20 protein-coding genes and 1 pseudogene are annotated in these 19,836 nt (G+C 30.2%); 11 read left to right on the forward strand and 10 right to left on the reverse strand.

The window, feature by feature from the left end; all coding sequences use genetic code 11:
* Positions 1–18 precede the first annotated feature (18 nt).
* A complete protein-coding gene (locus tag KO504_RS02495; protein WP_215924749.1) occupies positions 19–600 on the forward strand; it encodes a hypothetical protein in 582 nt (193 codons plus the stop codon).
* A gap of 222 nt (positions 601–822) precedes the next feature.
* Positions 823–1,776: a Fic family protein gene (locus KO504_RS02500; RefSeq protein ID WP_215925052.1), complete on the forward strand. Its 954-nt coding sequence runs from the start codon at positions 823–825 to the stop codon at positions 1,774–1,776.
* A gap of 44 nt (positions 1,777–1,820) precedes the next feature.
* On the opposite strand, the gene KO504_RS02505 is transcribed toward KO504_RS02500, so the two are convergent.
* Entirely contained in the window at positions 1,821–2,792 is a 972-nt protein-coding gene (locus tag KO504_RS02505; protein ID WP_215924750.1) for an IS110 family transposase, read from the reverse strand.
* A 374-nt stretch (positions 2,793–3,166) separates the two neighbouring features.
* On the opposite strand from KO504_RS02505, the gene KO504_RS02510 reads away from it, so the two are divergent.
* Together KO504_RS02510 and KO504_RS02515 are read left to right on the forward strand one after the other, a co-directional pair.
* The gene (locus KO504_RS02510; RefSeq protein ID WP_215924751.1) at positions 3,167–3,916 is read left to right on the forward strand and encodes a hypothetical protein; all 750 of its coding nucleotides are present in this window, start codon (positions 3,167–3,169) and stop codon (positions 3,914–3,916) included.
* An 86-nt stretch (positions 3,917–4,002) separates the two neighbouring features.
* Entirely contained in the window at positions 4,003–4,734 is a 732-nt protein-coding gene (locus KO504_RS02515) for a HEPN domain-containing protein (RefSeq protein ID WP_215924752.1), read from the forward strand.
* A 44-nt stretch (positions 4,735–4,778) separates the two neighbouring features.
* On the opposite strand, the gene KO504_RS02520 is transcribed toward KO504_RS02515, so the two are convergent.
* Entirely contained in the window at positions 4,779–5,744 is a 966-nt protein-coding gene (locus KO504_RS02520) for an IS110 family transposase (protein ID WP_215924753.1), read from the reverse strand.
* Positions 5,745–6,111: 367 nt separating this feature from the next.
* Between KO504_RS02520 and KO504_RS02525 the strand changes: the two genes are divergently transcribed.
* Positions 6,112–7,455: an FG-GAP repeat domain-containing protein gene (locus tag KO504_RS02525; protein WP_215924754.1), complete on the forward strand. Its 1,344-nt coding sequence runs from the start codon at positions 6,112–6,114 to the stop codon at positions 7,453–7,455.
* Positions 7,456–7,515: 60 nt separating this feature from the next.
* Here the strand turns inward: KO504_RS02525 and KO504_RS02530 are convergent.
* A pseudogene (locus KO504_RS02530) lies at positions 7,516–7,950 on the reverse strand (transposase); the annotation flags it as partial.
* 316 nt (positions 7,951–8,266) lie between these two features.
* Here KO504_RS02530 and KO504_RS02535 point away from each other — a divergent pair.
* Together KO504_RS02535 and KO504_RS02540 are read left to right on the forward strand one after the other, a co-directional pair.
* Entirely contained in the window at positions 8,267–8,953 is a 687-nt protein-coding gene (locus KO504_RS02535) for a hypothetical protein (RefSeq protein ID WP_215924755.1), read from the forward strand.
* A gap of 4 nt (positions 8,954–8,957) precedes the next feature.
* Positions 8,958–9,203, forward strand: coding sequence for a hypothetical protein (locus KO504_RS02540; protein WP_215924756.1), 246 nt, complete (start codon positions 8,958–8,960; stop codon positions 9,201–9,203).
* A 104-nt stretch (positions 9,204–9,307) separates the two neighbouring features.
* Here the strand turns inward: KO504_RS02540 and KO504_RS02545 are convergent, their stop codons facing one another.
* The 4 genes from KO504_RS02545 to KO504_RS02560 form a co-directional block, all read right to left on the reverse strand.
* Positions 9,308–9,796, reverse strand: a complete 489-nt coding sequence (locus KO504_RS02545) for a hypothetical protein (RefSeq protein ID WP_215924757.1) — start codon at positions 9,794–9,796, stop codon at positions 9,308–9,310.
* Positions 9,797–9,913: 117 nt separating this feature from the next.
* A complete protein-coding gene (locus KO504_RS02550; protein ID WP_215924758.1) occupies positions 9,914–10,390 on the reverse strand; it encodes an Hsp20/alpha crystallin family protein in 477 nt (158 codons plus the stop codon).
* Between the two features lie 435 nt (positions 10,391–10,825).
* Positions 10,826–11,533, reverse strand: a complete 708-nt coding sequence (locus tag KO504_RS02555; RefSeq protein ID WP_215924759.1) for a hypothetical protein — start codon at positions 11,531–11,533, stop codon at positions 10,826–10,828.
* 127 nt (positions 11,534–11,660) lie between these two features.
* Positions 11,661–13,175, reverse strand: coding sequence for a DEAD/DEAH box helicase (locus KO504_RS02560; RefSeq protein WP_215924760.1), 1,515 nt, complete (start codon positions 13,173–13,175; stop codon positions 11,661–11,663).
* A 137-nt stretch (positions 13,176–13,312) separates the two neighbouring features.
* Between KO504_RS02560 and KO504_RS02565 the strand changes: the two genes are divergently transcribed.
* Positions 13,313–13,879, forward strand: a complete 567-nt coding sequence (locus KO504_RS02565) for an ExbD/TolR family protein (RefSeq protein WP_215924761.1) — start codon at positions 13,313–13,315, stop codon at positions 13,877–13,879.
* Here KO504_RS02565 and KO504_RS02570 read toward each other — a convergent pair.
* From KO504_RS02570 to KO504_RS02580, 3 genes are all read right to left on the reverse strand, one after another.
* Positions 13,863–14,288: a 3D domain-containing protein gene (locus KO504_RS02570; RefSeq protein ID WP_215924762.1), complete on the reverse strand. Its 426-nt coding sequence runs from the start codon at positions 14,286–14,288 to the stop codon at positions 13,863–13,865. The two genes, KO504_RS02565 and KO504_RS02570, sit on opposite strands and share 17 nt — an antisense overlap.
* Positions 14,289–14,718: 430 nt before the next feature.
* The gene (locus tag KO504_RS02575; protein WP_215924763.1) at positions 14,719–15,339 is read right to left on the reverse strand and encodes a hypothetical protein; all 621 of its coding nucleotides are present in this window, start codon (positions 15,337–15,339) and stop codon (positions 14,719–14,721) included.
* Between the two features lie 63 nt (positions 15,340–15,402).
* Positions 15,403–17,403 carry an alpha-ketoacid dehydrogenase subunit alpha/beta gene (locus KO504_RS02580; protein WP_215924764.1) on the reverse strand — a complete coding sequence of 667 codons (2,001 nt, stop codon included), beginning with the start codon at positions 17,401–17,403 and terminating at the stop codon, positions 15,403–15,405.
* A gap of 146 nt (positions 17,404–17,549) precedes the next feature.
* On the opposite strand from KO504_RS02580, the gene KO504_RS02585 reads away from it, so the two are divergent.
* The 3 genes from KO504_RS02585 to KO504_RS02595 all read left to right on the forward strand — a co-directional run bounded on the left by KO504_RS02585 (position 17,550) and on the right by KO504_RS02595 (position 19,835).
* Positions 17,550–18,500, forward strand: coding sequence for an isopenicillin N synthase family dioxygenase (locus KO504_RS02585; RefSeq protein ID WP_215924765.1), 951 nt, complete (start codon positions 17,550–17,552; stop codon positions 18,498–18,500).
* Positions 18,501–18,570: 70 nt separating this feature from the next.
* Complete coding sequence (locus KO504_RS02590; protein ID WP_215924766.1) at positions 18,571–18,900, forward strand: translation initiation factor; 330 nt, start codon at positions 18,571–18,573, stop codon at positions 18,898–18,900.
* 5 nt (positions 18,901–18,905) lie between these two features.
* Positions 18,906–19,835, forward strand: a complete 930-nt coding sequence (locus KO504_RS02595) for a DUF1835 domain-containing protein (protein ID WP_215924767.1) — start codon at positions 18,906–18,908, stop codon at positions 19,833–19,835.
* Position 19,836: the final 1 nt, after the last annotated feature.

The following is a 19,836-nucleotide window of genomic DNA, read 5'->3' on the forward strand; positions in this document are numbered from 1 at the left end:
ATTTCAGTATAATACAAAATGAGAACTTCAATCATATTTATACTATTTTTAAACAGCTTTTTAATAACAAATAAAGAAAAGTCGAATATGGGAATGTATTACTATTTAATTCCAGAAACGGAAACTGAATGCACGACTGATTTTCCAAGTGGATTATCCTATTTTTTCGAACAAGTTGGAGGATATGGAGAATATGCAACCGTTAGCCAATTGGAAACTGAATTAAATATTGACCTTAGCCTTTTTCAGAATACTTTTACGAATGATGAATCTATGTTCAAAGAAATGGAGGAATATGGACAAATAGAAAATGCCGAAAAAGAGTTTATCAATCACAAAAAAAAGACAAGAATAGAAACTGAATCAATTCTAAAGTTGTTAATTGACTTTAAAAAAGTACTTAAATTAAATAATGACTTTGCGAAAAAAATAAAGTTTAATAGCGACGAAAGTTTGACAGAAAATGTTAGAGTTTTATGTCCACCTAAAATTGAATATTATAATAACGGAGATTTTCTGAATGATATTAACGGCTTGATTTCAACAATTGAATGTTATAAAAAAGATGGAGTAAAAAATTTAAGATTAGGTTACGAATAATAACTACTGGCAACACCGTGTATAATTAATTGCTTTGTTCTTCTCTACTTGCGAATATTCCTGCGGAATATTCACGGGTTCGTGAAAGTTTGCTAATTTAGTTGCTAAACCACGCAACTAACCATACACAAACACGTTGTGCCCAATTAAAAAATCACGTTTCATAACATAATTCAGATTAAATGATTGTACCTTTGATAGTATCAAATGATAGTATCACAAATGAAACCACCTTACGAAATAACATCTTCTATTTTAAAATTAATAACTTCTATTTCAGAGAAAATAGGAGAAGTAAATGCTAATTTATTAAACAAACCTTCACCTAAATTGAGAAAACAGAATAGAATTAAAACTATTCATTCTTCATTAAAAATAGAAGGAAACACACTTACAGAAGAACAAATAACAGCACTTCTTGAAAACAAAAGAGTTATTGGTCCTAAAAAAGATGTTCTTGAAGTTCTAAATGCTATCAAAATCTATGAAAATTTAGAAAATTTCAATCCTTCTAATGAAAAATCCTTTTTAGAAGCACATCAAAACCTAATGGAAGGTTTAATTGAAAATTCTGGAAAATATAGGACTCAAAGTGTCGGAATTGTAAAAGGCTCTAAAGTTGAGCATTTAGCACCACCATTTGGAAATGTACCATACTTAATGAAAGACCTTTTTGAATATTTGGAAAAGTCTGATGAAATTGAATTAATTAAAAGTTGTGTTTTCCATTACGAAATGGAATTTATACATCCATTCTTGGATGGAAATGGCAGAATGGGAAGATTATGGCAAACTTTAATTTTAATGGAAAAATATCCAATATTTGAGTTTTTACCTTTTGAAACTTTAATCGGTAATGACCAAGAAAAATATTACAAAGCTTTGGCTGAAAGTGATAAATCTGGAAAATCAACTAAGTTTATTGAATATATGCTAAACGTTATTGACATTTCTATAAGTCAACTATTAGATTTTAATAATCGAACTTTAAATGAAAAAGATAGATTAGAATACTATGTTTCACTAAATAAAACTGAATTTACAAGAAAAGATTATATGGATATTTTTAAAGATATTTCTTCAGCAACTGCAAGTAGAGATTTAAAGAAAGGAGCAGAATTGAATTTATTTGAAAAAATAGGAGAAAAAAATAAAACAATCTATCGTTTAAAATAACTGGGCACAACAAAGTACTGTGGCAAAAAACAAGTAAAAACTCATTATTTTTTTACTAAAGTACTTTTATAATTTCCATCATATATTAACCCTGATTTAGCTATTGCATAGGCTTGTTTTAGTAGTTTATTACATACTGCAATTAATGCTAATTTTTTGCTCTTTCCTTTGGCGACGATTCGCTCATAAAGATCCCGACAAGCTCTGTTGTATTTGCAAGCATTAAAACTGCACATAAATAATAAATTTCTCAGCTTTTGATTCCCCATTTTACTGATTCGTGGTCTCCCTTTTACACTACTTCCACTTTGTCTAATTACAGGTGTTAGACCAGCGTAACTACACAATTCACTGGCGTTAGTAAAACGATTAAAACCGCCAGTTAAAACAATTAACATAATAGCTGTTTTTGGACCGATACCTGGAATAGTTTTTAAACGTGTTAATAAATCTTGGTGCTCTGTTTTTACCAAAGCCAATAGCTTATCTTCTAAATCTGCCATCTCTTTTTGAAGCTGCTTTAAACTGCGTTTTAAAGATCTTACAACCTCTTTACTTGGATTACCCAAAACAGCTTCACCATGTAGTTTATTTTTTAGCATAGTGCTTTGTTTTGCATACACTGAAAGAGTTCTGACGATTTGAAGACATTCTATGTCATTCTTAGAATTGCCTTTCCAAAGCTTTAATTCTACTTGCTCAGCATAAGCACAAATCAGTTTTGAATCACTCTTATCCGTCTTAACTTTTGATAATTCCATCTGGATAAAGCGTTTCACTGACAACGGATTTTCTACCGATACTTTTGTACCTAATTCTAACAAATGATACGCTAATTGATAATGGTAATAACCTGTCGCTTCCATAACGCAATGACTATTACAACCTAAGAGTTTTGAGAACTTTTTAAAACCAAACTCATTGTTTTTAAACTGGTAGTAATTACCTTCAGAATCTGTGACATCGAAAACTAAACAACTAATGTCAATTCCAAAATATTTAATATCTTTATTCATAACAAAATGTTTTTTTTGAAAGGACAATCTACGCGAGTTTCAACGACTTAAAATCGAGGTCTAAAAGCCTCATAGAACTGTACGAAATCTGTGTAGAAAAGAGAGGGGATTTTCAATGTTGACGAAGTCTAAAGCTTCTGCGTATATATTAACCTTACTCCTCTCTTTTGTTCTTTCTAATTTATCCTTAAATTTAATGAATTGTAAACTTAAGATGTATATAATTTATAACTGCTTCTTGCCTACTCACGAAAAACCTCGCGGTTTTTCTATTTCGATTATTATTTGTTAACTTACTTGCTGAAACAACGCTACAAATCATATACTAAACCGTTGTGCTTCATTTTCCACCAACAGATTGCATTGAAATTCAAATGAATAATAAAGATTTAAAATTAGTCATATTTAAAGTAGGAGAAAAATTTCTACAATACATTCTTAACTATAATCAGCCACTAATTCAACGAAAAAAAGATGATGTATATAAATTTAATAATGAGCAAATTGAAACAATCAAGAAAATAGTCTCATTAATTCACCAATGTGAAATTGCATCAGCTCAAAATCCATATTCAACAATTAAGCAATATCTATTTAATTTTGGTAAAATGTTTAATAATATGAGACAGAATTGTGGTGGTAAGTTGATTAACAAATCAAATGATATTGAATTACTTGACTACTTGACTACAAAAGCGATAGAATACTATCCAAGCTTATTGATTATCGAAGAAAAAAAGTGGTTTAATCACAATATAACAGACCTCAATAGTCATTTTAAATTAAGTATAGATGAAAGTGAATACATTCACAACCTTTTATTAAAAGATAAAGATTTCAATAATATCCTATCCATAAAGGAAAAACCTATGTTTTCAAATTTAAATTACAAATTGGAAAATAACATTTCAACTGCTTGTTTTAATCCTTCCTTTGTAAGTAGTTTTATTCTTAGATCTTTTCAAAATTGTTGTTATAGAATTAAATACGATATACAAAGTTTTCTTAATGAAATTGAGAGTCAATTTTATTGTTTAAAAACAATTGCAAAAGGAAAATCAGTTGAAATATCAATGAAATCAACAATCCTGGTATTAAAAATACAATATCAATTGGTTCAGTAGGTTCAAGTCCAAAAAAAGTCATAGGATGTACATTAGAATTCAAAACGATAGTCAACACCTCTAACGAAATTGAAAAAACACTTCCATTGGATAGCACAATCGTATCAAGCAATAAAACTTCAAATGACAAATTCAATAATAGTAATTTATTTGAAACTATTTTAAATAGACTTATTTCAGCCACAATTATTAATTTGAAATCAATTTATGCTCCATTTAGGATTACATTTATTGATAGTAATGCTCCATTAAAATTACCTTTTCCGAATATTATTGAAAATAAATATTCAAATCTTTCAATTTTGAAAAGAAATGAACTTGATAAAATTAAAGAATGGTTTGAACTACTTAATATTACTAATGAAAATTACATAAAACTAACTCTAAGCAGGATAAAAATTGCTATTTATGGTAGAGAACGTCCAATTGATTCAATCTTAGATACTTTTATTGCTTGGGAAACTATGTTTAGTTCTAAAACGTCTACAACAAATTCTGTGGTTAAGTCGATTAAGTCTATTTTAGATCGTTGTAATTATGATATAAGCAATTCAAGATTAAGTAAACTTTATGACCTCAGGAGTAATATTGTCCATGGGAATCATAAAAAACATAAATTATTAAATGTTGATAATCCAATAAAAGAAATTGAAAACATTAAAAAGGAAGTTATTGAAATAGCATTAATTGTTCTTAAAGAATTAATTAGAGATAAAAATCTTTTAAATAAAACACCACCTGAAAGGGTTGAATTATTACTCCAACCAGAAACTATAACATGCGGAAAGTGTGACAATAAAAAATTTAGATTTACATAAAAAACGAAAGCACAACAAAGAACTGAGTTAAAAAACAAGTAACTTTAAGCTAATTTTGAAACATAGTTTTCATCATAAGGCAATCCGCTTTTTGCAATGGCAAAGGCCTGTTTTAGCAACTTATTCGCTACGGCTATTAATGCTAATTTAGCACGCTTTCCTTTAGCTACAATTCTATCAAATAAGGCTTTGCAGGCTCTGTTATATTTATACGCTGAAAAGGCTGCTAAAAACACAAGGTTTCTTAATTTCTTATTGCCTACTTTGCTTATTCTACTACGCCCTCGTACACTGCTTCCTGATTCTCGAATCGTTGGTGTAATTCCAACATAACTACATAGCTGTGATGCTGTTTCAAACTTTTTAAATCCATCCGTGACTACGATTAAAAACAAAGCTGTTTTTAAGCCTATTCCTGGTATAGTTTGCAATAAAGTTAGTTGTTCTTGCTGGTCTTGTTTTACTAATTCTAATAAACGTTTCTCTAGTATTAAAATCTCTTTCTTTAAATGGTTTAAGTCTCGTTTTAAGGAACGATAAACCGTTTTTGATGGAATCCCCAGTGTTTCTTCGCCATGAAGCTTATTTTTTGTAGCTGTACTCTTTTTTACGTAACTATCCAATAACCTAAAGAGCTGTAAGCATTCTGCCTGTACATCTGTTAGAGCATTGTACAATGGAACTTCATTAAAGATACCATACTCACAAATAGATTTAGCATCACTCTTATCTGTCTTTACTTTGGCTAGTTTCATTTGAATAAAACGCTTTACTGATAATGGGTTTACAACAGATACTAATACCCCTTTTTTATATAAAAACTGAGCTAATCTGTAATGATAATATCCCGTAGCTTCCATAACTACCAAAGCTTCTTTTGATAAACTTTTTAGTAGTTTTTTAAAACCCTTTTCATCATTCTTTAATTGAAAATGTCCTGTGTCTTGATTGTAAATATCAAACACTGATTTACTAATGTCAATACCGTAAATTTTTCTATCTTTAGTCATAACAACTTGAAATTTGGAAAGAACAACGCTACTCATATTTCAACAACTTAAAAACGAGATCTAGGTCTCACAGAACTGAACGAAGTTTAAGTAGTAAAAGAGAGAGGATTATCAATGTTGCCGAAGTCTAATGCTTCACCGTGTATAGTAACCTTAATGCTCTCTTTTGTTCTTGCTGATTATTAATTAAATTTAATGAATTACAAACTTAAGATGTGTATAATTCATTGCTAGTTATAGCTTACTTACGAAAGTCCTCGCGGACTTTCTATCTGTGATTTATTTGCTAACTTTAGTGCTTGAATACGCAACGAAATCATACACGAGACCGTTGTAGCACATTTAACAGACATATAAAACCAACAGAATGAATTCAAATAAAATATCAATCTATTTAGCAATAACTATCTTATTACTATTTTCCTCAAACTTATATTCCCAATTCGCAAATCCAATTCTGATTGAGTCAGATACCGGATCAATTACAAATATTATAACAGCAGACATTAATAATGACAATTTAAAAGACATTATAATTACAAGAAAATTTTCTAGCAATAATCTTATTTCTTATTATTTAAATCAAGGAAATCTCAATTTTAGCCCAGAAATTTCAATCGCAACAGGTAGTAGTCAAGTTACTAATATTGCTGTTGGAGATTTTGATAATAATAATTGGCTTGATATTGTAAGTATTGGAGATGCTACAAATTCTGTAACGCTACATATGAATAGTGCGTTGTCATTTTCGTCACAAGTACTTGATTCATTTACTTTTTTTGAAAGTGATATTGGTGTGGCTGATATAGATAATGACAGCAATCTAGATATCGTAGCTATAGGTGGTACCACTTTTAAAGTATACTATAACGATGGGATGGCTAATTTCACATCTCAAACCATAACAGGACCAATAGAAGATTTTTTTGACTTAACGATTAGTGATATTGACGCTGATGGCTTTGAAGACGTTATTACTGGAGGATCTAATATTTCGGTTTATAAAAACAATAATGGAACTTTGAGTTACGACTCTGTTAGAAGTAATCAAATTCCTAGCACATTTAATCTTTTCGTTCGGTTAGTAGATATTGATAATGATGGTGATGTAGATTTATTTAGCGAAAATGATAATTCAACTGGTATTAGATGGATGCAAAATGACGGCAATGGGACTTTTTCCAATCTACAAATTATAGACCCATCTGCAATGAATATAAGATCAGGCACATTAAAGGATTTTGACAATGACAATGATTTAGACTTTATTATAATTAAAGATTTCAATCTCTATTTATATACAAATGATGGTTTTGGCAATTTTAGTGCACCAATCCTTATTCAGGATACACAAACCATTATAAGTGTTATTGAATCAGAAGACCTGAATAATGATGGGTTAGAAGATATTATATGGTCAGCAGATTTATCAATTCAAGAAAATAATTTATTATTATCTAATGAGGAATATATAGTCGGTAATAATTTAATAAAAATTTATCCAAATCCTTCCTCTGAAAACTTATATTTAGATAGTCCAGAAAATGGAGTATTAACTATATTAAACTCAAAAGGGCAAATAGTTTATAAAAATCTACCTCTAAAAAAGGGAAAAAACTATATAAAAAAAGAATTAGTACCACAGTTGTACTTTTTCAAAATAAATTTAAAAACAAATACAACAATAACAAAAAAGGTATTAATAAAGTAAGTATTATTAATCATACAAAAACGTGCTGCAACAAAGAACTGAGTTAAAAAACAAGTAACTTTAAGCTAATTTTGAAACATAGTTTTCATCATAAGGCAATCCGCTTTTTGCAATGGCAAAGGCCTGTTTTAGCAACTTATTCGCTACGGCTATTAATGCTAATTTAGCACGCTTTCCTTTAGCTACAATTCTATCAAATAAGGCTTTGCAGGCTCTGTTATATTTATACGCTGAAAAGGCTGCTAAAAACACACGATTTCTTAATTTCTTATTGCCTACTTTGCTTATTCTACTACGCCCTCGTACACTGCTTCCTGATTCTCGAATCGTTGGTGTAATTCCAACATAACTACATAGCTGTGATGCAGTTTCAAACTTTTTAAATCCATCCGTGGCTACGATTAAAAACAAAGCTGTTTTTAAGCCTATTCCTGGTATAGTTTGCAATAAAGTTAATTGCTCTTGTTGGTCTTGTTTTACTAATTCTAATAAACGTTTTCTGAAATTAATTTTAAAATTTTAACAAAACATAAAACAATAGCAATTGATCCCAAAATGTTTTTCCCTGCTCCTAGTAAGTTTGAAACATTTGAAAATAAAGTTAAAATTTAAAGTAAAAAAACAAACACGCAACAATCCTAATTATTTATAGCTGCTACTAACCTAGCCTCTAAAACCAAGAAGTTTTTCTATTCTGATACTTAGGATTAATAAAAACAATTCGTCCTAGAAAAAAGACAATTCGGAAATTAATAATGAAGAAAGTAACAAAGGAAAATTAAATTTGAGTCAACAAAAAAAAATCAGCTTAATGCAAAAGACTTTTAAAATTTTAAAAAAGGGAATCTTATATACCTTCTCAATCCTTATACTTCTTTCAATTACAGGTTACATTTATCTCTATATACTTCCAAAAGGGCCTGAAATTACAACTAGCGATAAAATTAATATTGGAATAGGCTCTTTTGTTATATACGCTTATAAAGGTAGTGAGAGAAAATCGATTAAAGTATGGACTTATAAACCTGAAAGTTGGAATGATAAAGACAAAATAGTTTTTGTGATGCATGGCGGAGGACGAAATGCAGACGACTATTTAAACGCTTGGGTAGAATTAGCCAACAAAAATAACCTATTAATAATAGTTCCTGAATTTGAGAATAAGTTTTCAAAATACACAACAAACGACTACCAAGAAGGAAATTTATTCACCTTTTTTGGAACTAAAAATCCAAAAAGCGAATGGGCATTTACGGTTGTTGAAAACATTTTTGACCACATCAAATCGGTTAACAATATCACAAACAAACAATATGACATTTTTGGACATTCAGCTGGAGGACAATTTGTACATAGAATGGTAATGTTAATGCCCGAATCAAGCATTGGAACAGCTATCGCTGCTAATTCTGGGTTTTATAGCTTATCAAACGAGAAACTTAAATTTCCTTATGGTATTCAGAAAACAGACATTAATTTACAAAAAATCTTATCATAAAAGATTGATTATCTTATTGGGCGAATTAGATAATGACCCTAGCTTAGGGACTTTTAGAACAACACGTTTGGCTATGGAACAAGGAGCCCATAGATTAGAACGTGGAACAACTTTTTTTAATGCGAATAAAGAATTGAAACACAAAAATAATTGGATATTTAACTGGGAAATAGACACCATAAAAAGTGTAGGTCACGATTATAAAAAAATGTCTAAAAATGCGGTTGAATGGATAAAAAACAAACCCTAACAATATACCTATGTAATTGCTAGGTTCCATTCTATTTCTAGTATCCTTTCGAGATTTGACAAGATGATTATTAGGTTTATCAAAATAAAAAAGACGAAAACTATTTAATTTTCGTCTTCAGGTTTAATAAATTCTGATTGATATTTTTCTAAAAACTCCATCTGCCTTTTAAGCATTTGTTCTCTTATTTTATCGATATCCATAAAATCTTTTCCAAAACTGCTTCCAAAAAAATCATTATTAAAAAACCGATTACTAAAAAGTGAATCTTGAGAAAAAATATCTTCAAATCCTTGATCTTCAAATTGTGAGAAGTTTGTAAAAAATCTTGATTTAAAAGACTCAATCAAACTATCTCTATCCATAGGCGACAAATCGTTATACATATTGCTAGAAGACCAAGAATAAATACTATCATACCTTATTAAGTTTCCGTTTTCGTCAAACTCTTTATCTACTTTCCATGATCCTTTAGGTACTTCTGCTATAGCTTTATTGGCTTCTTTTGTTTCTCCATTTTTTGCTTTGTTTTCTTGTCCGCTACAACTAACACATAAAAAAACTGTCATTAATAATAAAATGTACTTTTTCATTATTTTAAATTTTAAAATGAGACACCTTTAAATCATCTAAAAACAATTAGATTAATAGTTTAAGATGAGGCCTACAAACCAGCCTCATCTTAAACATGTAACTAAAAACTAATATAGTTATGAAATTTTAATTGTTCTAACAGGCTTTTGCTTTGCCTCTTCTTTTTTAGGTAAATGAATACTTAAAATACCTTCAGTATAACTTGCTTTTATTTTATCTTCATCTACAGTTTCTGGCAAACTAAAGGTTCTTTTAAACGATGAGTATCCAAATTCGCGACGCGTGTAGTTTACTTCTTTCTGTTCACTTTCTTCTTTAATCTCTGTAGAAATTGACAATACTTGATTATCAATATCGATTTGAAAATCTGACTTTTTTAAACCTGGAACTGCCATATCTACTATATAGGCATCAGCAATTTCTTTTATATTTACTTTTGGTAAAGTAATTCCTGTATTAAAATTTGAAGTAAATACTGATGGTAAGTCTCGGTTAAAAATATCATCTAACCAATTTGATAAAGTTGGAAAGTTTTGATTTGAATTTCTGTTCGCTAAATTTCCGTTTTTAGGAACACTAACTAAATTGCTCATAATTACAAAATTTTAAATTAAACATTATTTCAAATTTGAAATCTTAATTGATTTCGGTGTAAATAAAACAAAAAAAATACCAAAATGTATATACCCTATTTTTTTATAGTTATTTACTTATAATTATTGATTTTTGTGTCAATTTTTCAGAATTATTGTTGGCTCTTTACTAAAAAAATGTCAAGTTGACATTTGAACACGGCACACTACACATCTAAATCTAAGCTGTTTACATGCTTTTTTTGTTAAACACATCTTTATTACTTCACTATCAACATATAAAATAGATTGTCTTTTATAATTGGTGTTTTATTAAAATAATTCTATCGTTTGAAGTAGGTGTTTTAAGCATTATTTGGCTTCTTTTATAAAGTTAGTTAGAGAGTTTTATAACTTCAGGAAAGTTGTAGTAAAGAAGACTCGCAAAATAGCGTTTTAATTATTAGAAGCTGTTTTGTCCTTTTCCTCTTCAGCATTCTTTTCTTTAATAACGACCTTTTCATTATTAAAAACAATAGTTGCCTTTACGCCTGTTAACAGGTTCCATTCTTTAGAGGAAATCGTATTACCTTTATCATCATAAACCACAAACTCGGCTGTATTTGGTCCAGATTCACCTTGGTTTAAAGCTACGATATCAATAGTGTTTCTACCTTCTATCAAATCAACTTCTACACGTCTATAATTAGCCGTAAGTACCAGATTGTGTTTTACTACGATGCCATTAATTAAAATTTGAACACGATCTCCATCAGGATATTCATGATCTCTACAAACAATGTTTACAAATTTTGTATCTACATTATGCTCACCCAAAAACTGGTCAGACATAGTTCTAATAATGCCCCCTTTTACAGCTTCCTTTCTCCAACGTTTTTCGAAAATTTCACTTGGGCTTTTTAAACCGTCATTTTCAATCATAGAGAAAGGCTTTTTAGTTTCTCTAATTACAAATTTTTCTTCTTTTTTATTAGGACTCTCGTTCGATTTTTGTTCTTCCTTTTTAAGAATTGGTGCAACCTTAACTTTAATTAATGTAGAATCTTTTTTCTTTTTTGAAATTTCTGCAGGAATAGGAATAGACTTAGTCTCCTTGTCTTTAACTTGAGTAAAAACCATTGTACTGCAAAGTATGCAGAACATAAACGCTATGAATTTAATGGGTTTCACTATCTAAAATTCGTTTTAATTTTTCTTATTATTTAATCACAATAATCATACCTATTCTTCAAAATAAACGCATAAAAATAGAAAACTTTACAAAAAAACGTTAAAACTTGCCATTAAAGCTTATTCTTAACTTTCTATTGTATTCTTCAAAGAGCCAGTCTTTATAATTTTGAGTACTGTTCATTATACAATAACAATATTGTTTTATCCTAAAAGCGATTTCATCTTGAAGATCTTTAGTTAGCTCTCTTGCATCAAAAACATCTTCACTATTATCTATACAAATTTGTGAATGCTGCGCTATAGAGCGCTCAATAACCGTAAAGGATTTTTTACCAGAGTTAATAACGTCTTTATACTCTGCTTTTACATCAAAATTTAAGGAATAGGATTTTTTAAATTTTACCTTTAATGAATCTGGCATCTTATAAACAAAATCACGCTCTAACAATTCATCATCAACAATATTTTCTAGATAAAAGTCTGGATGTTTAAAAATATGTTGCCAATCTACTGGTTGATCCCAAGCTCCAAACCTCGCGACATTATTACCTAAATCTATAACCTGAAACGATTTTCTGTCTTTATAAATTCGGCTACCACGACCAATCATTTGAAAGTATAAGGTTAAGGAACGTGTGGCTCTATTTAAAATAATAGATTCTACAGAAGGTTCATCAAAACCCGTGGTTAATATACTTACCGAAGATAAAACAGCATCTGGTGTATTTTTAAACCATTTTAAGATGTCTTTACGTTCTTGCTTACTTGCCGTATTATCTAAATGCCTAACATTATAACCTGCTTTTTTAAACGTGTAATAGACTTCTTTAGAGGTATAAATACCGTTGTTAAAAATTAGTGTTTTTTTACCTTTTGCCATTTCTTCATACGCCAACAACAATTTAGATTGCATTAAACTGTTGGTATATAATGCTTCAGAAGATTTTACAGTATAATCACCATTAATTCCTATTTTTAAAGATGTTAACCCAACATCGTAATTAGAAACTTCGGCTTTGGCAAGGAAACCATTTTTTATTAACGTAGAGATATCATCTCCAACAATAAGTTTTTTATAATTATCCTTCATTGGCAACTTAATGTTGCTACTTAAAGGTGTTGCTGTTACTCCAAGAATAAAACAGTTTTCAAAAAATTTAAATAACTTTCTAAAAGAGTTATAATGTGCTTCATCAATAATTACTAAACCTATATTTTTAAGCTCAAAATCATTGTCAGACAAACGGTTATTTAAGGTTTCTACCATTGCAACAAAACACTGAAAATCATCTTGATCTGGCAGTGTTTTAACTTTGCTGTTAATTACTTTATTTTTAACATTAAAACCAGACAACACATTAGAAGTTTGCTTACATAGCTCAATTCTGTGGGTAAGAATAACTACTTTTTTATTGTGCTGCTCTACATATCGTCTTACTATTTCTGAAAAAATAACTGTTTTTCCACCTCCAGTTGGTAATTGATATAAGAGGTTAAAATCATCCGATTCCTCTTCCATCACATCAAAAATGCGATTAAGGTCTTTGATTTGGTAATCATAGAGGCTTTTCTCAGTTGCATTTTGTTGAATAGTTTCGGTTTCTGACGACATAAAGTAATTTTAGTACTTGGTTAATTTCGCAAAAATAGCACATTGTTAGGGTTCTATAATGAATTGTTAACAAGATTTAACAAGATTGGTATTGTTATTGTATTTCACATTTCATTAACATTTAAATATAACTTATTATGAAATCATTTAGAAGACAATCTGCATCGGTCAATGCAGGATCTATGGCAGACATTGCCTTTTTGTTACTCATTTTCTTTTTAGTAACTACCACTATTTCAGCAGACAAAGGTATTTTAAGGCAATTGCCAAGGGTTTGCGATACTCCAGACTGTACTGCAGATATTCCTGAACGTAACTTATTACAAGTGTCCATGAATGAAAAGCAACAAATTATGGTTGAAGACAACATTGTAGAACTTACTAAAATTAAAGCACTTGTTGAAACTTTTATTGATAATAATGGCAGTGATACTTGCGATTATTGTGAAGGTGAACAAAATTTAGAATCTTCAGATCATCCAAAAAAAGCTGTTATTTCTTTAAGTCATGATGCTCTTACTAAGTATAATTTGTTTATTTCTGTACAAGATGAAATTACAAAAGCATATTACGATTTACGAGAACGCTACGCAAAAAAAACATTTAATAAAACACCTGATCAATTATCAAAGCACGAATTAAAAATAGTTAAGAAAGCTTATCCTTTTATCGTTTCTGAAATTATGGTTAAACGTTCTCTTTAGATAATGAATCATTGGTTTCTATACAGTATTCAATCTTAAGCTTTTTCTTGCCCCATTTTTTTGCCTTTTTTACATCATTACCCATATAAATATCGATACGTTTTCTCCAACGACGATTCATCTTGTCTTTGACTGTAAATAAGCTATCAAAACCTTGAATTTTCACTTTAGTGTTGTGTACTAATCCAGAATCTAATAAGTCACGAGATACAGCTATATATCGTAATCCTGGTTTTAAACTATCACCAAAAGCCGTAATTGTAGGATTGGAATTGGTTTGGTAACTTAAAGAATTATAAGCTGTAGCCGTTACTTTTAGCTGTTTTAAAGTACAATCACTTTCTACGCTATGTTTACAATTATAAACATTAATAACTAATAGTATTATTAAATAGTAGTGTGTTTTCATAGTAATAAAGCTACTCGATTATTGTTAAAATTTGTTAAATCGTACTATGCAATACAAAGTACTGTAACAAAAATAATATTTCATCGTCTTATTAGTATAACCAATTAAAAATACATAAATCATGAGAACTTTAAACAACAATCAATTATCAAGTACGTCTACAGAAACTAAAAGTAACACTTGGAATCTTAAAAGACGTTATAGATAATAACATTATTCATCAATCAATCAATCAATCAATCAATCAATCAATCAATCAAAAACCAATAATTATGAGAGTTTTATCAAAAATTGTCAATATTTCTAATAGTTTAGATGATGACTTAAAAACCATTAAAGCATAATAAAGCGCAAATCAATCAAAAGCAAATCAATCAAGAAAAGTCAGTTTCAGAAAAAAAAGAAATTGACTTTTTTATTTTAGAATATTTTAATCATTACTCTGCTTAAGATAATACTTTTGTATTACAGAGGAAGGTTTAAATTTTGTTGAGTCTGGCTTTTTTGAAACATGAAACTGATACGTATAATTTTTATCAACTACTTTTTTAGTCCCATAGTTGATACTTTTGGTAATTACAAATGTACTATCATTAAGCACCTTACCTCTATTTTCTACAAAGAAATGAGCTCCAAATGACTGAATTCTTATACGATCACCTTCTATAGAATACACACTGTAAATTTCTTTTAATTTAACAACCTCTGCAAAACATTTAAAAAATGTAATAATGGTTTCGAAGTCTTCTCTAGGTTTAAGAATGCATTTTTTTCCCTTTCCTTTTATTCTTAAAGTAGATGAAGTGTTACCAATATAATCAAACGGTTTAACGGTTCCATTTTTAAAGAATATCAATGGAGCAATATAATTGACAGTATCATTTACTGAATTTACATTAGACTTTTGACGATAATAAAAGCCTCCTAGCTTAAAATTTCTATTATGCACACCAATGCTTTCTTTAGGAATTAATTGATCCGTAGAAATGGCATCTTGAGCTTTAAGCTGTAAAGAAATTAATGCTGCTAATACTAAAAATATGTGCTTCATTTTAAGTTTCTTTTAGGCCTAAATTACAAGTATTTCATATACATCATGCACTAAACTACGTATCTAATAGCTAAGAAGAGCCCTTAAAGCACCTTCAAACTTCCCTTTGGCCAAATACTGATCTTCTAACTGCCCAATAAAAGGAATCGGAGTTTCCATACTCGCCACACGTTTTACAGGTGCATCTAAATACTGAAAACAAGTTTCCATAAGCATAGCAGAAAGATCACTAGCAATACCACCAAAAAGCGAATCTTCTTGGAGAATAATAGCGCGTCCTGTCTTTTTAACAGAATTTATAATTGCTTCCTTATCCAAAGGTTGTAAAGTTCTTAAATCTATGAGATCTGCTGAAATATCTGGATTATTCTCTAGCGTTTCTAAAGCCCAATGTACACCTGCACCATAGGTAATTATTGTAACTGCCTCGCCTTCTTTTAAAAACGCTGCTTTACCAAATGGAATGGTAAAATAATCCGTTGGTACTTCTTGTTTAATGCTTCTGTATAACGCTTTGTGCTCAAAAAACAATACAGGGTTAGGATCATTAATTGCTGTAGCTAATAAACCTTTAGCATCATAAGGAAACGCTGGATAAACCACCTTTAATCCTGGTGTTTTAGTAAACCAAGCTTCGTTGGTTTGCGAATGGAATGGACCTGCAGCAACTCCTGCTCCGCAAGGCATTCTTACCACTACATCAGCTTCTTGTTGCCATCTGTAATGTGATTTAGCTAAATAATTAACAACGGGGTTAAATCCAGAGGTTACAAAATCTGCAAATTGCATTTCTACTACAGATTTTATACCTGATATAGATAACCCCATAGCAGTTTCAACAATAGCAGATTCACAAATAGGTGTATTTCTAACTCTATCTTTTCCAAACTCTTCTACAAAACCTTCTGTGATTTTAAAAACACCACCATATTCTGCAATATCTTGTCCCATAATTACAAGATCTTGATGCTTTTGCATGGATTGTTTTAAGCCTTCAGAAATGGCATCAATTAAACGTAATTCTTTTGTTTCATTATTAGGCCTAACCTCTTTATAATCAAATGATTTATAAACATCATTTAACTCAGCTGTTTCACTTGGGATTATTTTAGGCTCTGCATAGGCTGATGTTAAAGCAGAATCAATTTCAGATTTAATTTTAGCGATATAGGATTCATCTATAGATTGACTCAGAATCTTTTTACTAAACAAAAAGCTTCTAAAATTTTCTATAGGATCTTTGGCTTCCCATTCGTCCATCAATTCTTGAGGCACATATTTTGTTCCACTTGCCTCTTCGTGTCCTCTTCTTCTAAAAGTTTTAAACTCTATTAAGATTGGACGCGGTCTTTTTCTTATACTTTCGGCTAATTTCTGTACCTTAGTATAGGTTTCTATAATATTATTTCCATCTAAAATAAAGGACTCAATACCATACCCCTTACCTCTATCGGCTAAGTGTTTACAATTATATTGCTCACTCGTAGGAGTAGAAAGTCCGTAACCATTATTTTCAATACAGAAAATTACAGGTAATTGCCAAACAGAAGCAACATTTAGAGCTTCATGAAAATCTCCTTCACTTGTTCCTCCTTCACCTGAAAAAACGGCTGTTACATTGCCATTATTCTTTAATAAATTCGCTAAGGCTATACCATCTGCAACACCTAATTGTGGTCCCAAATGAGAAATCATTCCTACAATATTGTATTCTTGCGTCCCAAAGTGAAACGAACGATCTCTACCTTTAGTGAAACCACTTGCTTTACCTTGCCATTGGCAAAATAAACGATGTAGCGGAATCTCACGTGTTGTAAAAACTCCAAGATTTCTGTGCATAGGAAGGATATACTCGTTAGGCTTTAAGGCCATAGTAACACCTACTGAAATAGCTTCTTGTCCTATTCCCGAAAACCATTTTGAAATTTTACCTTGGCGCAACAGAATAAGCATTTTCTCTTCTATTAGTCGTGGCTTTAGCATATTGTAATAAAGCTTTAGTAGGGCTTTATCACTTAAATTTCTTTTGTCGTAGGCTATATTACTTTTTGTGATCGTTGGCATAAAATGTCATTTATCTAATGTTTCAAATGTAAATAAATTTGCTACAATAAACCATATAAGACTCGAAATTGTCAATAAATTCGATCTAATTTTTAACACTATTATTGTTAACTTTGTATATTCACAAAAATTTAAAAAATAATCTAATGGACAGAATACCTAGCGTAGATTTAAAGGATTTCATTTCTAATGATCCTAAACGTAAACAAAAGTTTATAGACGAAATAGGAAAAGCTTATGAAGACATCGGTTTTGTAGCTTTAAAAGGACATTTTTTAGACGATACTTTAGTCGATAATTTATATGAAGAAGTCAAAAACTTTTTCAATCTACCTTTAGAGGTTAAAAAAAGTTATGAAATCCCAGGTATTGGTGGTCAACGTGGTTATGTTTCTTTTGGTAAAGAAAGTGCTAAAGGAAAAAAAGAAGGAGATTTAAAAGAATTCTGGCATTTTGGGCAATATGTTGAAGACGATGAAGAACGCCGAAAAGAATATCCTGAAAATGTGATTGTAAAAGAATTAGCTGATTTTAATAAAGTAGGAAAACAAACCTATCAAATGTTAGAGAAAACAGCTAAATATGTATTAAGAGCTTTAGCCTTATACCTTGATTTAGAAGAAACATATTTTGATAAATATATTCATAACGGGAATTCAATTTTACGACCAATTCATTATCCTCCAATTACAGAAGAACCTAAAAATGCAGTAAGAGCAGCAGCTCATGGAGATATTAACCTTATTACGTTGTTAATGGGTGCACAAGGTCGTGGTTTACAAGTCCAACGTCATGATGGTGAATGGATTGACGCTATTGCAGAACCAGACGAACTTATGATAAATGTTGGTGATATGCTATCTAGACATTCTAATAATAAATTGAAATCTACGATTCACCGTGTTATAAACCCTCCAAGAGAACTTTGGGGAACATCACGCTACTCTATGCCATTTTTTATGCATCCTGTAAGCGAAATGAAATTAAATGTCCTAGAAAGCTGTATAGACGAAGATAATCCTAAACAGTTTGAAGACATTACAGCTGGCGAATTCTTAAACGAACGTTTAATTGAGCTTGGACTTATTAAAAAGTAGTTGTAGTATACAGCCTTCAGTTTACAAGCAACTATTGAAAACTGAAGACTAAGCACTGAAGACTGAACAAATGGATTTACAAGATCAATTAAAAAACCTCTTCCCAGACCATACACCAGAACCAACTGAAAACTCAGAAGATTCTAAGACTAATATATGGCTACAAGACGATCCCATACTTTGCAAATACGAAAAGCGAAAAGGGAAACCTATAACCATTCTAGAAGGCTATACTGGAGCTACCGAAGACTTTAAAGCATTGGCCAAAGAATTAAAAACCAAACTTAGTGTTGGTGGTAGTTTTAAGGATGATAAAATTATAATTCAAGGAGATTACCGAGATAAAATAATGGCTATGCTAAAAGCTAAAGGATTTAATGTAAAACGTGTTGGAGGTTAAATTTTATGGCTAAAAATTGTCTACATATTACTAATGGTAATAGTCTTACCGACTATTTAAGAGAATTGGACTTTACAGAAGATATTCTTACATGGCAAGAAATGTTATGCGAAGGACCTACAATCCCAAAAATAGATTCTGAAGATTTTTTTAATCTTCGTTCTGAGTTTTTAAAAGAATATTATGACATTGAGGTAGATTCTAAAGAACTTCAAAAAGAACTCTCTAAATTAGATAATACTGAAGCATATACTGAAATAAACCTATGGTTTGAGTATGATTTATTTTGCCATATCAACCTATTAGGTGTTATTAATTTACTCCACCAAAAAAATATAAAAAAACCACTATATCTTATTTGTAGTGGACGAGTTAAAGGTGAAAAAAGTTTAAAAGCTCTAGCCGAATTAAATCCGGAGCAACTAAAAACGCATTACGAAAACAAAGTACTACTAACACAGGATGACATTGACTTAGCCATTGCATTATGGAGAACGTACTGTGGTAAAGATCACAATATCTTAAAACCTTATATTGTTACAAACTCTAGTTTTAAGTATATGAGCAATTGCTTAAAAGCACATCTAAAACGTTTTCCACACCAGCAAAGTGGCTTAAATGTTTTAGAAGATAATATTCTTAGACTCGTAAGAGATAACGATATAAAATCTGAACATCATTTACTAGGTTATAGTCTAAACTACCAAGGTTATTATGGTTATGGAGACACCCAATTAAAACGTCTTATTAATAAATTGTCTATCTTTTTTGAAAAATCCGAAAATCAACTCACGTTAAATAGAAAAGGACACGAAGCCTTATTAAGGCATTACAATTATGCCCAAGAAGTAAACAATGACATGACTTATGGTGGTGTAAAACGACTAGACTTTCAATTTAGCGTTACTCAAAATAAATTAATCAAAAAACTTTAAC

The organism is Winogradskyella psychrotolerans (assembly GCF_018860565.1).
In the GTDB taxonomy this organism is placed as follows: Bacteria; Bacteroidota; Bacteroidia; order Flavobacteriales; family Flavobacteriaceae; genus Winogradskyella; species Winogradskyella damuponensis.

Coding starts and splice junctions, on each gene's coding strand:
- KO504_RS02525 (WP_215924754.1), top strand. CDS start 6,112: ATGAATTCAAATAAAATATCAATCTATTTAGCAATAACTATCTTATTA.
- KO504_RS02590 (WP_215924766.1), top strand. CDS start 18,571: ATGGATTTACAAGATCAATTAAAAAACCTCTTCCCAGACCATACACCA.
- KO504_RS02570 (WP_215924762.1), bottom strand. CDS start 14,288: ATGAAAACACACTACTATTTAATAATACTATTAGTTATTAATGTTTAT.
- KO504_RS02555 (WP_215924759.1), bottom strand. CDS start 11,533: ATGTTCTGCATACTTTGCAGTACAATGGTTTTTACTCAAGTTAAAGAC.
- KO504_RS02495 (WP_215924749.1), top strand. CDS start 19: ATGAGAACTTCAATCATATTTATACTATTTTTAAACAGCTTTTTAATA.
- KO504_RS02520 (WP_215924753.1), bottom strand. CDS start 5,744: ATGACTAAAGATAGAAAAATTTACGGTATTGACATTAGTAAATCAGTG.
- KO504_RS02535 (WP_215924755.1), top strand. CDS start 8,267: ATGCAAAAGACTTTTAAAATTTTAAAAAAGGGAATCTTATATACCTTC.
- KO504_RS02505 (WP_215924750.1), bottom strand. CDS start 2,792: ATGAATAAAGATATTAAATATTTTGGAATTGACATTAGTTGTTTAGTT.
- KO504_RS02560 (WP_215924760.1), bottom strand. CDS start 13,175: ATGTCGTCAGAAACCGAAACTATTCAACAAAATGCAACTGAGAAAAGC.
- KO504_RS02565 (WP_215924761.1), top strand. CDS start 13,313: ATGAAATCATTTAGAAGACAATCTGCATCGGTCAATGCAGGATCTATG.
- KO504_RS02595 (WP_215924767.1), top strand. CDS start 18,906: ATGGCTAAAAATTGTCTACATATTACTAATGGTAATAGTCTTACCGAC.
- KO504_RS02575 (WP_215924763.1), bottom strand. CDS start 15,339: ATGAAGCACATATTTTTAGTATTAGCAGCATTAATTTCTTTACAGCTT.
- KO504_RS02550 (WP_215924758.1), bottom strand. CDS start 10,390: ATGAGCAATTTAGTTAGTGTTCCTAAAAACGGAAATTTAGCGAACAGA.
- KO504_RS02510 (WP_215924751.1), top strand. CDS start 3,167: ATGAATAATAAAGATTTAAAATTAGTCATATTTAAAGTAGGAGAAAAA.
- KO504_RS02500 (WP_215925052.1), top strand. CDS start 823: ATGAAACCACCTTACGAAATAACATCTTCTATTTTAAAATTAATAACT.
- KO504_RS02585 (WP_215924765.1), top strand. CDS start 17,550: ATGGACAGAATACCTAGCGTAGATTTAAAGGATTTCATTTCTAATGAT.
- KO504_RS02580 (WP_215924764.1), bottom strand. CDS start 17,403: ATGCCAACGATCACAAAAAGTAATATAGCCTACGACAAAAGAAATTTA.
- KO504_RS02545 (WP_215924757.1), bottom strand. CDS start 9,796: ATGAAAAAGTACATTTTATTATTAATGACAGTTTTTTTATGTGTTAGT.